This is a genomic window from Planctomycetota bacterium (assembly GCA_018242585.1).
Taxonomy (GTDB): Bacteria; Planctomycetota; Planctomycetia; order Pirellulales; family PNKZ01; genus JAFEBQ01.
The window spans coordinates 100,919-114,618 of the sequence record JAFEBQ010000024.1; the positions used below are offsets into that span (position 1 = coordinate 100,919).

Sequence of the window (13,700 nt, forward strand, 5' to 3'; positions counted from 1 at the left end):
AGAAGGGTTTGCGCGCGCTCGGTGATGATGGAAGCCCTCACGCTGGCACTCCCGAATCCAAATCGGGTAGCACCGGTTGCTTGTCAACCGGTATCGCGCAGCGACAAGAGGCACAGCGCACTGGCAAACCCAGGCGGAAACTCGCCACCGACTGACAACGTCGTCCAACGCCTCTTGCGGGCTGCGCCCGCCCCGGTTGGCAAGCAACCGGGGCTACCCAGATGTGAAGCCGCGTCCCCTCAGCCTTCCGCCATTCGGCGCGATCCTGATATGATTCCAGCCTTGCTTATCTGCCGAAGCTTCTTGCGTCCGCTTCCGCTCCACCGCACGGCCAGCAACGGGTCACCCTGAATGCAGGATTTGAAACAGGCCGTCGCTCGATTCGGCGCCGAAGCGGCTGCCAAGCTGGCCAACCCCAGCGCCACGGGCGAGCCCGAAGATCAGCTCCGCGCCCCGCTCGAAGGGCTCTTCGCCGATCTGGCCGAGCAATGTGGCTTCAAGCGCGAGTGGGTTACTGCCGTCGGCGAAACATCCCTCTCCGCGCTCAAGACGCGCCCCGACTACGCCATCACGCTGCGCAACGTGCTGGTCGGCTACGTCGAAGTCAAAGCCCCCGGCAAAGGAGCCGACCCGCGCCGCTACAAGGGGCACGACAAAGACCAATGGGAACGACTGCAATCGCTTCCCAACTTGTTGTACACCGACGGCAATGCGTTCAGTCTGTGGCAGAACGGCGAGCTGGTCGGCTCGATCGTCGAGCTATCGGGGGACATCGAGACCTCCGGCGCCAAGCTCGCCGCCCCGCCCGAGTTGCTCGCGCGGTTTGCCGACTTCCTCCGCTGGGAACCCATTCCGCCCAAGTCCGCCGCCGAGCTGGCCCACGTCGCCGCTCGGCTCTGCCGACTGCTGCGCGACGAAGCCACCGAGCAATTGGCCGAGAAAAGTCCCGCCCTCACGGCGCTGGCCGCCGACTGGCGCAAGCTTCTGTTTCCCGAAGCCAACGACCAGCAATTCGCCGACGGCTATGCCCAGGCCGTCACCTTCGGCTTGCTGATGGCCCGCTCGAGCAACATCCAACTGGCCGACGGGCTGGACCTGGTCGGTAAACATCTGGGCAAGACCAACTCGCTGATCGGTGCGGCCTTGCGATTGTTGACCGACGAAGTCGACAACGAAGCCACACTCAAGACCTCGCTGCGAACGCTCGTCCGCGTGCTCGACGCTGTCGACTGGCAAGCGATCAGCCAAGGCAAACCGGACGCCTGGCTCTACTTCTACGAAGACTTTCTGGCGGAATATGACAACGCACTGCGCAAGCTGACCGGCTCGTATTACACGCCCCCCGAAGTCGTCGAGCCGATGATCCGCCTGGTCGACGACGCCCTGCGCCGCCACTTTGGCCGCAGCGCTGGCCTGGCCTCGGCCGACGTCACGTTGGCCGACCCCGCCGTCGGCACCGGCACGTTTATCCTGGGCGTGCTGCGCAGCATCGAAGCCGCCGTCGAAGCCGACCAGGGAGCGGGCGCCGTCCCCCAGGCTATCGAGTCGGCCATCGCGCGGCTGATCGCGTTCGAGATGCAGCTCGGTCCCTTCGCCGTGGCCCAGTTGCGCATCCACGCCGAGCTGCTCCGCATGATCGGCAAGCCGCCGCGAGCGGCATCGCGGATGTTCGTCACCGACACGCTGGGCAACCCCTATGCCGAGGTCGAAGAGCTAGGCTCCCTGTACCGGACCATCTCCGAATCGCGGCTCAAGGCCAACGAGATCAAACGCAAGGAACCGATCACCGTCGTGATCGGCAACCCGCCCTACAAGGAAAAGGCCAAGGGGCGCGGCGGTTGGATCGAAGAAGAACGGCTCAACCAATGGCTGCCGCCGGCCGATTGGGGCGTGGGAGCCCACGCCAAGCATCTGCGCAACCTGTACGTCTATTTCTGGCGCTGGGCCACTTGGAAGGTCTTTGACCACGATCCCAAGAACGACACCGGCATCGTCTGCTTTATCACGGTGGCGGGCTTTCTGAACGGGCCGGGCTTTCAGCGGATGCGCGACGATCTGCGCCGCAAGGCCGATCGGATTTGGATCATCGATTGTTCCCCCGAGGGGCACCAGCCCGACGTCCCCACGCGCATTTTTCAGGCGGTCCAGCAACCGGTCTGCATCGTGCTGGCCGCGCGGTCCAAGCAAAAAGCCGCCGACCAGCCGGCCACGGTCAAATACACCGCCCTCCCCGCGGGGAAGCGCGAGGAGAAGTTCGCGGCACTGGCCAAGCTGCGGCTCGAAGCGAAGATCTGGCAGGATTGCTCGACCGACTGGCGCGCGCCGTTTCTCCCCGCCGCCACGGGTGACTGGGCCGGCTACCCGGCGCTCGACGAGTTATTCGCGTACAACGGCTCAGGCGTGCAAACCAAGCGAGTCTGGGTCTTCGCGCCCGATCCGGAATCGCTGGAACGCCGCTGGATAAAACTTATTCAGGCCCCGATCGAGAAAAAGGAGGACCTGTTTCACCCAACGCTGCGTGGTGGCAAGCCTGCTGACCGGCATATTCGATCGATCGTTCGAATCCCTTTACCGGGCTTCAGGCTCGCGACAAAACCGCTAATTGACGAAAAGGGCGATTGTGCAACGCCAGTGCGTTATGCGTTCCGGTCCTTTAACCGGATGTGGATAATCCCGGACCCGAGAGTCATTACGCAACCCAATGCAGACCTTTGGAGTTCGTACTCCGAACGGCAAGTGTACATGACGGCCCCTTCAGATCGATCGCCGACAATTGGGCCTGCATTTACCTTTTCCGCTTACGTTCCCGATCTCCACCATTACAACGGCCGAGGTGGACGGGTGTTTCCCCTCTGGCGTGATGCGGCCGCGACGACCCCCAATCTGCCGCCGAAGCTGCTCGACTTTCTGACCAAGAAATACAAGCGGCTCGTGACCGCCGAGGATTTCCTGGCCTATCTGGCCGGCGTGGCCGCCAGCCCGGCCTACACGGCGCGGTTTCAGGACGATCTGGCCCAGCCCGGCTTGCGGATCCCTATCACCGAGCAGCCCAAGCTGTTCACCGCGGCGGTCGAGTTGGGGCGGCGCGTGATCTGGCTGCACACGTTCGGCGAGCGCTTTGCCGACGCCGGGGACGACCGACCGGCGGGTCCGCCGCGGTTGCCCAAGGATCGCGCGCCGCGGATTCCCAAGCAGGGGGCCATTCCCGACGACCCAGACAACATGCCCGACGAAATCGACTACGACGAACCGCAGCAGCGCCTGATCGTCGGTCGCGGCTACATCGAACACGTGCCCGCCGCGGTGTGGCAATACGAGGTGTCGGGCAAGCGGGTGTTGACGCAATGGTTCAGCTACCGTAAGAAAAACCGCGAACGCCCCATCATCGGCGACCGCCGGCCGCCGTCGAAGCTGGGGGACATCCAGCCCGACCACTGGCTGGCCGAGTACACGACGGAATTGCTCAACGTCTTGAATGTCTTGGCGTTGCTGGTCGAGCTGGAACCCGCCCAGGCGAAACTTCTGGAGGCGATTTGTGAAGGACCGACACTTGATTTCCGTGGATGAGTTGCGGGCCGCCGGGGCCTTGGACGTGCCGGCCGCCTGGCGCAAATCGCTGGGGAGCCAGCGAGACTTATTCTCGGGCCTGTTCGACGATGACGATGCGCCGGCCGCGAACCAGCCGTCCGCCGCGTCCGACGCGGACGACACGGACAACGACGACGCGACGGCCGAGGATTAGCGGCATCGCCGACGAGCCTCACTCGCGAGCGACCTGAATACAACCCTTCTCCCTCCGGGAGAAGGTGGCGGCGCTAGCCGACGGATGAGGGTCGCGCATCAGTCGGGCGCGGCTCCGAGCGCAGAGTGGACCCTCATCCGGCCTTCGGCCACCTTCTCCCGAAGGGAGAAGGGTTTGCGCGCGCTCGGTGATGGTGGAAGCCCTCACACTGGCGATCGTGAAACCGAATCGGGTAGCACCGGTTGCTCGTCAACCGGTGTCGCGCAGCGACAGGAGGCATCGAGCGCCGCGAAACCCAGATGGGAACTCGCCACCGACGGACGACGTCGCCCGACGCCTCTTGCGGGCTGCGCCCGCCCCGGTTGGCAAGCAACCGGGGCTACCCAGACCAAATCCTTCACCGCTCCACGCCGTCACATGACCTTGTCCAGCATGCCGAAGTAAAACGACGCCAGGCGGAAGATCACAATCGTGATCAACGCCGCCACCACGGCCCACACGGCAAAGCCGGCCACAGTGGCCAGCGCCGCCAGCGCTCGCTGGGCTCGATCGTTGTACTGCTCGGAAAGATTGGCCAACGTCTCGCTCAGCCGGCCGCTCTTCTCGCCCACCTCGACGGCGTCGAGAAAGTCGGTCCGAAACGCGCCGGTCGCCGCCAGCGCCTCGGTGATCTCTTGCCCCTTGCGAACCCGCAGCGTGACCGAGTCGATGTGATCGGTGTAATGGGCGTTCTGCGTGCTGCGCAGACTCATCGGAATGGCCTTCAATACATCCATGCCCGAGCCATACGTCAGCTCCAGCGACCAGGCGAACCGGGCCAGGGCCAACGTCTCGAACGTGTTGCCGATGACCGGCACCAGAAACAGCCCGCGCTGCAGCGGCCGCGCCCAGAAGACACCGCGCCGCGTCGCCTGATATACAACGACCAACACCACGGCAATCACGGCCAGCACCGAGACGTACACCAACACGCCATGCGTTCCCATCAGCCCCAGGCCCAACGGGTCAAGGCGATCCTTCTTGGGAACCCCGTCTTGAAACACGCCGAGCAACCAGATCAACAGCCCCACCACCCCCAGAGCGGCGAACAACTGGACCAGCGGCCAGGTGATGCTTTGCACGAACTGCCGACGCAGCTTCAATTGCAGCTCGTAATGCTCGGCCAGCGCTCGCAGCGTCTCGGCCAGGTGCCCGGTCGCGTCGCCCAGCGAGACCATCTCGTGAAACAGCCGGGGGAAGTAGCTGCCCGTGGCGGCCACGGCCGCGGTGACCGATTCGCCGCGAGCGACGGCCTGGTAGACCTGGTCCATGTGGCGGCGCACGGCGCGCGGCGAGCGTCCTTCGGCCTCGCGCTGAAAAGCCTTGCGCAGCTCGATCCCGCTGGTCAGCGCCGTCGAAACGCGCCGACAGAGTTGTTCAAGATCAAAGAGACTGATCCGGGCGGAGAACATGTTTTCATTCTAGTACCAAGCTGCGTAAGTAGTAATGGAGAAGCCGCAATGCCCAAGTACCAATGACCAAGTGATCCGGGGGGCCAGTGCTGCCTGTGTCCCCCTTTTGGTCATTGGGATTTGGTCATTGAGGCTTTTTACTTGGATATTCGACTTTCGCCGGCGGGCAAAATAGAATCCGCCATGAGTTCCCGTCCCGCGTTACCAGCCGAGAATGCCCGATGCCTGCTCCCGCCAAGCCGCTCTGGAACCGTGTGGCCGTCGTCGGCGTCGGCATGATCGGCGGCTCGATCGGCGTCGCGCTGCTGCGCCGCGGCCTGGCCCGCGAGGTGGTCGGCATCGGTCGCAACGCCGGCTCGCTGGCTGCCGCGGCCGACGCCGGCGTGATCTCGCGCGGCACCACCGACTTCGAAGCGGGCATCGACGGCGCAGGCCTGGTCGTGGTTTGCACTCCGGTCGGTCAGATTGCCGACTTCGCGCTCCGCGCCTGCAAACAGCTCGGCGACAGCGCGCTGGTGACCGACGCAGGGAGCACCAAGCGCGAGATCGTCACGGCCGTCGAACGCAAACTTCCCAAGGGGGCGCTCTTCGTCGGCAGCCATCCGCTAGCCGGCAGCGAGAAGAGCGGCCACCATGCCGCCATGTCCGACTTGCTGGTCGGGCGCACCGTGATCATCACGCCCACGCGCAAGACGCCGCTCGAAGCGACCGCCGAGGTCGAAACCTTCTGGCGTCGCTTGGGGGGGGCGACCATCACCATGACTCCCCAGGCCCACGACCGGGCCGTGGCCGCGATCAGCCATTTGCCCCATCTCGCGGCGGCTGCGCTGGCTGCCTCGACCCCCAAGCAGTATTTGCCCTTGGCGGCGCGCGGCTGGCTTGACACCACACGAGTTGCGTCGGGCGACGTGGCGATGTGGCGGCAGATCTTCGAGAGCAATCGGGCCGAAGCCTTGACGGCCTTGGCGCGTTATGAAAAGGTACTGGCAGCCTGTCGTCAGGCGCTCAAACGCGGCGATTTCCGCCGGCTCGAACAACTGCTGTTGAAAGCGAAACAAACCCGCGATGCTCTGGGAAGTTGACATCCACCCGGCCGAAGGTCAGGCCGATCTGCTCGGTCGCCAGTTGGCCGCCGAAGCGACCAACTTGGGGCTCGCCGGAAATCTGAAAGTCGCCACCGCTCGCGGCTATCTGCTGCAAGGCCAGCTCGACCAATCGCTCGTCACACGCGGCGCGCGAAAGTTGCTGGCCGATGCCGTCGTCGAACGCTACGTCGTCGGCCGCCCGGGGGAAAGCTCGCTGGGCCAGGGGCCGGCGGGGCTGGGTTGCCTGGTCCACGTGCTGCCCAAGCCGGGCGTGATGGACCCCGTGGCTCAAAGCGCGCAGTCGGCGCTCAACGACTTGGGCGTGCCGGTCGAAGCCGTCCGCACGTTGAAGAAGTACTGGCTGTCGTCGGTCGACGACGCCACGCTGAAAACGCTGTGCAGCAAACTGCTTGCCAACGACGCCATCGAACAAGTGGTGGTCGGCCCCCTGAAATGGGAGCGGATGGAGATCGGCTCGCCGTATCAGTTCAAGCTGATCCGCGTTCCCTTACGCGAGATGAACGACGATCAATTGGTGCGCCTGAGCCGCCAGGGGCAGCTGTACCTGAGCCTGGTCGAGATGCAGACCATTCAGGCGCACTTCCGCACGCTGCGCCGCGATCCGACCGACGCCGAGCTCGAGACGCTGGCTCAGACCTGGAGCGAGCATTGCAGCCACAAGACCCTGGCCGGGCGTGTGCGCTACCGCGGTCCCGAAGGGGAACGCCGGTTCGAGAACATGCTCAAGGAAACGATCTTCGCCGCCACGCAGGAATTGCGCAAGCAATGGGGCGCGGATGACTGGTGCGTGAGCGTGTTTCGCGACAACGCCGGCGTGGTCCGCTTTGACGATGAATACAACATCGTGTTCAAGGTCGAGACGCACAATCACCCGTCGGCGCTCGAACCCTACGGCGGCGCGAACACGGGGCTTGGCGGCGTGATCCGCGATCCGCTGGGGACCGGGTTGGGCGCCAAGCCGATCTGCAATACCGACATATTCTGCTTTGCACCGCCCGAAACGCCGGCCGCCGAGATTCCCGCCGGCGTGTTGCACCCCAAGCGCGTGATTCGCGGCGTGGTCTCGGGCGTGCGCGACTACGGCAACCGAATGGGCATTCCGACGGTAAACGGCGCGGTCTACTTCGACCGCCGCTACCTGGGGAACCCGCTGGTTTACTGTGGCAACGTCGGCTTGTTGCCGCGCGACAAGTCGTTCAAGGAAGCCAAGCCGGGCGATTACATCGTCGCCGTCGGCGGGCGAACCGGTCGCGACGGCATCCACGGCGCGACGTTCAGCTCGGCCGAACTCACGAGCGAGAGCGAATCGCTCTCCGGCGGCGCGGTGCAGATCGGCAACGCTATCACCGAGAAGATGGTCGTCGACGTCGTGCTGCAAGCCCGGGACCGGAACCTGTTCAGCGCCATCACCGACTGCGGCGCTGGTGGCTTCTCAAGCGCCGTGGGCGAAATGGGTGAAGAGATCGGCGCCGAGGTCTGGCTCGATCGCATTCCGCTCAAGTACGAAGGTTTGTCCTACACCGAGATGTGGATCTCGGAAGCCCAGGAACGAATGATCCTGGCCGTGCCGCCCGCGAACTGGCAGGACTTCTCGGACCTGTGCGCGGCCGAAAGCGTCGAAGCCACGGTGATTGGCGAGTACAAGGCGACGGGACGATTGGTGCTGCACTACCACGACGAAGTCGTCGCCGACCTGACGATGGAGTTCCTGCACGGGGGCCGACCGCCGGTGGTGCGCGAGGCGGTTTACCAGCCCGCCCCGACCACGGCGCAACCGCTGCCGAACAAGTACGACTGGAACTACACGGGCGAGCTGCTCAAGATTCTCGGCTCGCCGAATGTCTGTAGCAAAGAGTGGATCATCCGGCAGTACGATCACGAAGTCCAAGGTGGCAGCGTCGTCAAGCCGCTGGTCGGCATTGCCAACGACGGCCCCAGCGACGCGGCCGTGGTCCGCCCGGTGCTCGGCTCGCGGCGCGCCATCGCCGTCTCGTGTGGCATGAACCCGCGGTTCGGCGAGTTCGACACCTATCACATGGCCACCAGCGCCATCGACGAAGCGATCCGCAACTGTGTCGCGGTCGGCGCCGACCCCAGCCGCATTGCCGTGCTCGACAACTTCTGCTGGGGCGATTGCGAGCGGGCCGAGACGTTGGGCTCGCTGGTCCGATCAGCGCTCGCCTGTTACGACATGGCGATCGCGCTGGGCACGCCGTTCATCAGCGGCAAGGACAGCTTGAACAACGAGTTCCGCTACGAAGCGAACGGTCAGAAGCAATCGCTCAGCATTCCTCCCTCGCTGTTGATCAGCGCGATGGGGCAACTGGCCGACGCTTCGCAGGCCGTCACGATGGACCTGAAGCAGTCGGGCAATCTGCTCTACCAGGTCGGCCTGACCAAGGACGAAATGGGGGGCTCGCACTTCGCCCTGGTCGAAAACTTGTCAGGCGGACAAGTTCCCACTGTTGACGCCGACGTGGCGCGGCGCACGTTCGCGGCCCTGCACGGCGCGATCAAGAGCGGGCTCGTCGCCGCGTGCCACGACTTGAGCGAAGGGGGCCTGGCCGCGGCCGCGGCCGAGATGGCCTTTGCCGGCGGACTGGGGGCGCAACTGTTCCTGGCCGACGTGCCGGCGGCGGCGGGCATTGCCGACACGCCGCGCGGCACGGCCGTGCTGTTGTTCAGCGAGTCGAACACCCGGTTCCTGTGCGAAGTGCCCCAGGACAAGAGCGCCGCGTTCGAGCAGGCCCTGGCTGGCCTTCCGCACGCGGCCGTGGGCGAGGTGACCCGCGGTGGCCGGCTGGAAATCGTCGGCTTGCCACAAGCGGCCGCCAACATCGAAGCCAGCGAACCCGATGACATGGCGGCCCCGACGGTCGTTACCGCCAGCGTGGCCGAGTTGAAGCAAGCCTGGCAAGCGGCGCTGAAGCTGTAGTCGCGTCGCCAGGCTCATCGCGATCCATTCAGCCTGCACTTCGCACATCGTGAATAGTGGGTGGCCCAGCCGCTAGCCGGCTGGGTTGCGAAGCAACAAGAAGAACTCGGTGCTTTGAAGCAAGGGGCTGCCTGAACGTCTTACATCTTTCTTGTCGCTGCGCGACCCGGCCGACAAGCAGCCGGGCCACCCGACTTCTTGCTCTCACAGCAAAGCTCATCTGTCACCAAGAGTCCCCAACATGCCACTGCCAGCGCCGCTCGATCGCGATTTTTTCGCGCGCGACACGTTGGTCGTGGCTCGCGAGCTGATCGGCACCACCCTGGCCGTGGGACGTTGCGCCGGCCGGATCGTCGAGACCGAAGCCTATGTCGACGACGCAGCATCCCACTTCGTCACGCGCCGGAACCAGGCCGTCATCATGGCCACCACCTACGGCCGCGTGTACGTCTATTTCATCTATGGCATGTACTACTGCCTGAATTTCACGGCCGATGCCACGGGGCCCGGCGCGGTTCTGATTCGGGCCATCGAGCCCACGCGCGGCATTCCGACGATGATGGCCCGCCGTGGCGTGAGCTCGCTCAAGCGCTTGACCACTGGCCCGGGGCGATTGTGCCAGGCGCTCGACATCGATCTGAGCGATAACGACCGGCTGATTGGCCGACGGATTCGCGTTCTGGCCGCCGACGTCGATTGGCAAGTCGAAGCCAGCCCCAGGATCGGCATTTCCCAGGCCCAGCATTTGCATTGGCGATTCTCGGCCGTGGGCAACCCGTTCGTCATGCCGCACAAGCCGGTTACTGCCGCGGCGAAAAAGCCCCGCCGGGCTCCTTGAGGAATCGGGCTGATTTCCGGAGAATAGGGCGGCACGTTCGACCCAGCGTACGAGGCTTTGCCGTCGAGGGTCGGCCGCGTGCGTCGGCTCCTTTCCTATCTTCCCGCTCACGAGCGCAACAGCGACCTCCATGGCACGTCCTCGCGTTTTGGTTCTGCGAGCCCCTGGCACCAACTGCGACCTCGAGTCGTGCTATGCGTTCGAGCGCGCCGGCGGCGAGGCCGACGCCTTGCACGTCAACCGGCTGCTCGAGAACCCTCGCGTCCTCAGCGATTACCAGATTCTCTGTTTCGCCGGCGGGTTCAGTTACGGCGACGACATTTCGGCCGGCCGCATCCTGGGGAGCCAGCTCCGGTTGCACCTGAACGAGGCGCTGCACGAGTTCAAGGTGGCCGAGAAGCTGATTATCGGCATCTGCAACGGCTTTCAAATTCTGATGCAGTCCGACTTGCTGCTGGCGGAACACCCGGCCGCCGATGGCGAGCCCGAGCCGGCCGCCACGCTGACGAACAACGATTCGCACCGCTACGAAGACCGCTGGGTCCACCTGGGCGTGTCGAGCGACCGTTGCGTGTTTTTGCGCGGCATCGAGCGGATGTACCTGCCAGTGGCCCACGGCGAAGGCCGGTTCGTCCCGCGCAGCGCCGCGATCGGCGAGCACTTGCGTGGGGCAGGGCAGCTTTGCCTGCGCTACACGGCGGCCGACGGCAGCCCGGCGAAGGGTTTTCCGGACAACCCGAACGGCGCGTGGGACAACGTAGCGGGCGTGTGCGATGTGACGGGGCGGGTGTTCGGTTTGATGCCCCATCCCGAGCGCCACATCGAGCGCACTCAACACCCGCGCTGGACTCGCCCCGAGACCACGCAAACCGGCGACGGTTTAAAGATCTTCCAGAACGCGGTCAGCTACTTCGGGTAGATAGCGTCACATCGGACCCTCGGGTAGCACCGGTTGCTCGTCAACCGGTGTGGCGACAGCCACAAGAGGCATTGGTACAAGCGCCGCCTCGTTCGCGAATTCGCAGCTTTCCCCACGTCATCTTGCGCGCTGCGCCTGCTAGCAACGGCTCGACGAGCATATTGGCCTAGCTGCCAAAAAACTTGGGCCGCTAAGATGCCAACTCATATCGTGGTTCATTTATTGGAGGCGATTATGCTCGGCCGTTGCTTACCGTTGTCCGCGACTCTTCTGTTGTTCAGTCTGACGCTGAACGCAACAGCCGAGGACGAGCAACCGACTCCAGCGTTTGATCTCACGGGCGTCAGATGTCAGGTTTCGACGCGCATGGAAAACGACTCAGCGATGTCGTACGAAGGAGTTCTCAAGTCAGCCGACAAAAAAACCGTCGTGATCACGGTGGAGCGAACGCGCGCCATGACGCTTCACAAGATTCCGATCATCGGCGACGTGCATGTCTCGAACGAATGGACTCGCGCCGACCGGCACGATGTCACGCTCCCCTTCGAGTCGGTGCGAGCAATTACGCTATTGAAAAGCAAGTAGCGCTAAGTGTCCGCCACTACGAAAGAGCCAAGGTACGGTGAACCTGACCTTTCAAACAACTACAGCGGGGTAGCACCGGTTGCTCGCCAACCGGTGCTACCCAATTCGGTTTCACGAGCGCCAGCGCGAGGGCCTCAATCACCACCGAGCGCGCGAACCCTTCTCCCGCCGGGAGAAGGTGGCCGAAGGCCGGATGAGGGTCCACTCGGCGCTCGGAGCCGCGCGCGACTGATGCGCGACCCTCATCCGTCGGCTAGCGCCGCCACCTTCTCCCCGGGGGAGAAGGGTTTTCATTCAGGTCGTTCACGATTGAGACTGTCTAGCCGTGCTCGGCTACGCGGTTGGCAAGCAACCGGGGCTACACGACTCTGCGGAAGCACTTCCCGCCGCGCGCCTACTGCTTTTTGATATCCGCGCCCCAGTCGGTGTGATCCGGGCCGGGCCAGTCGTCGACGAACGATCGCGCCGCCCATGCCTGCCATGCTTGCTCCATCCGCGCGGCCACCGCGGGCTGTTCTTTGATCAGGTCGCGCTGCTCGGTCCGGTCGGCGTCGATGTCGTACAGCTCCCACGGGCCGCGCCACTTTTGCACCAGCTTCCACCGTCCGTCGCGAACCGCCTTGTTCCCTTCATGCTCCCAGAAGATCGGCTGCGAGCGCGCGAGCGACTGCCCATGGAACGCCGGCCGCAGCGACACCCCTTCCATGGGCAGAATCTTCTCCCCCTTGAACTCGGTCGGATAGTTCGCGCCCGTCAGGTCAACCGCCGTGGCCATCACATCGATCAAATGCGCCGGCTGCTTCTCCAGGCTGCCGCGCCGCTCGGCGGGAATGCCGCGCGGCCAATGCACGACCAGCGGCGAGCTGATGCCCCCTTCGTGCGTGAAATGCTTGTAGCGGCGGAACGGCGTGTTGGCGGCCGTGGCCCAGTTCATGCCCAACAGCACGTACGAGTCGGGCCCACCGATCGGTCCTTCGCCGCGCGTCGTGCCCGGCGGGCCACCCTCGGCATTGCCGCCGTTGTCGCTGAGGAACAGGATCAGCGTATTGTCCAGCAGCTTGCGCTCGGTCAGGCCATCGACCAGCCGCCCCATGCTCCGATCGATGCACTCGATCATCGCGGCATAGACCTCCATCATCCGCTGGAACCGTTCCTGCTGCTCTTCATTGCGCGTGTCCCAAGCCGGCGACTCGGCCGGGCGCGGCGCGAGCGGCCAGGCTGAATCGACCAGGCCCAGCTCGATCTGCTTGGCGTGCCGCGACGCGCGGAGTGCGTCCCAACCTTGCACATATCGGCCGCGCTGCTTGGCGATCATGTCGGCCGGCGCGCGCAGCGGAAAATGCACCGCTCCCTGAGCAATGTACAGAAAGAAGGGCTTGTTCGCCGCCTGGGCTTCATCGACGAACTTCAGCCCCCAGTCAACGAACAAATCGGTCGAGTACCAGTCGCGCCCCAGCTCGGGCGAATCTTTCGCAATCTCGCGACCGTTCAGGTACAGGTTCTCGGTCCCCGGCCGGTCGGACTCGCGGGGGAAATAAACCTCGCCGTACCGCGCGTTGAGCGAACGGTCAAATCCGCGCTGCCACGGCGGCGTGCCATTCTGTTGCCCCAAGTGCCACTTGCCGGTCATGGCGGTCAGGTAGCCCGCCTCGCGCAATACCTCGGCCATGGTCACACAGCGCGGCAACAACCGGCCGTGAAACCCCTTCGACTCCGGTTCAACTTTGTTATCGAGCCAGCCCAGGCCGGCCTGGTGCGAGTAGAGCCCGGTCAGCAACGCGGCCCGCGTCGGGCTGCAGCGCGGCGTGTTGTAGAACTGAGTAAAGCGCAAGCCGTTCGCGGCCAGGGCATCGAGCCGCGGCGTGGCGACCTCGCTGCCGTAGCAACCGATGTCCGACCAGCCCATGTCATCGACCAGCACGACAACTATATTCGGCCGCTCGGCCGGCGCGTCGGCAGCGTAGCTTTGTAACGAGCAAAGCCCAACCAGGCCGGCAACGAGAAGAACCAAAAGCGTGCGCGGCATGATGCGATTCCTCTGGTAGGGTACGCATCTGTGCGTACCTAAAGTTTCGTTTGGCCACAGCATGGTACGCACGGGGTGCGTACCCTACGGGCTGATCT

At 64.5% G+C, this 13,700-nt stretch carries 9 protein-coding genes; 7 read left to right on the plus strand and 2 right to left on the minus strand.

What is annotated here, in order from left to right:
• Window positions 1-351 precede the first annotated feature (351 nt).
• Window positions 352-3,567 carry an N-6 DNA methylase gene (locus tag JSS27_12270; protein ID MBS0209716.1) on the plus strand — a complete coding sequence of 1,072 codons (3,216 nt, stop codon included), beginning with the start codon at window positions 352-354 and terminating at the stop codon, window positions 3,565-3,567.
• Window positions 3,551-3,742, plus strand: coding sequence for a hypothetical protein (locus JSS27_12275; protein ID MBS0209717.1), 192 nt, complete (start codon window positions 3,551-3,553; stop codon window positions 3,740-3,742). The genes JSS27_12270 and JSS27_12275 overlap by 17 nt, the downstream gene beginning before the upstream one ends.
• A 413-nt stretch (window positions 3,743-4,155) precedes the next feature.
• Here the strand turns inward: JSS27_12275 and JSS27_12280 are convergent, their stop codons facing one another.
• Window positions 4,156-5,193 carry a type II secretion system F family protein gene (locus JSS27_12280; GenBank protein MBS0209718.1) on the minus strand — a complete coding sequence of 346 codons (1,038 nt, stop codon included), beginning with the start codon at window positions 5,191-5,193 and terminating at the stop codon, window positions 4,156-4,158.
• A 221-nt stretch (window positions 5,194-5,414) separates the two neighbouring features.
• On the opposite strand from JSS27_12280, the gene JSS27_12285 reads away from it, so the two are divergent.
• The 5 genes from JSS27_12285 to JSS27_12305 all read left to right on the plus strand — a co-directional run bounded on the left by JSS27_12285 (window position 5,415) and on the right by JSS27_12305 (window position 11,576).
• Window positions 5,415-6,275 carry a prephenate dehydrogenase gene (locus JSS27_12285; protein MBS0209719.1) on the plus strand — a complete coding sequence of 287 codons (861 nt, stop codon included), beginning with the start codon at window positions 5,415-5,417 and terminating at the stop codon, window positions 6,273-6,275.
• Entirely contained in the window at window positions 6,259-9,234 is a 2,976-nt protein-coding gene (gene purL, locus JSS27_12290) for a phosphoribosylformylglycinamidine synthase subunit PurL (GenBank protein MBS0209720.1), read from the plus strand. Before JSS27_12285 ends, purL begins: the two co-directional genes overlap by 17 nt.
• A gap of 241 nt (window positions 9,235-9,475) precedes the next feature.
• Window positions 9,476-10,072 (plus strand): DNA-3-methyladenine glycosylase, encoded by a 597-nt coding sequence (locus tag JSS27_12295; protein ID MBS0209721.1) that lies wholly within the window; start codon window positions 9,476-9,478, stop codon window positions 10,070-10,072.
• Window positions 10,073-10,202: 130 nt separating this feature from the next.
• A complete protein-coding gene (locus JSS27_12300) occupies window positions 10,203-10,991 on the plus strand; it encodes a phosphoribosylformylglycinamidine synthase subunit PurQ (GenBank protein ID MBS0209722.1) in 789 nt (262 codons plus the stop codon).
• Window positions 10,992-11,357: 366 nt separating this feature from the next.
• On the plus strand, window positions 11,358-11,576 hold the full coding sequence (locus JSS27_12305; protein MBS0209723.1) for a hypothetical protein: 219 nt from the start codon (window positions 11,358-11,360) through the stop codon (window positions 11,574-11,576).
• 394 nt (window positions 11,577-11,970) lie between these two features.
• Here JSS27_12305 and JSS27_12310 read toward each other — a convergent pair whose 3' ends face one another.
• On the minus strand, window positions 11,971-13,602 hold the full coding sequence (locus tag JSS27_12310; GenBank protein ID MBS0209724.1) for an arylsulfatase: 1,632 nt from the start codon (window positions 13,600-13,602) through the stop codon (window positions 11,971-11,973).
• Between the last annotated feature and the right edge of the window lie 98 nt (window positions 13,603-13,700).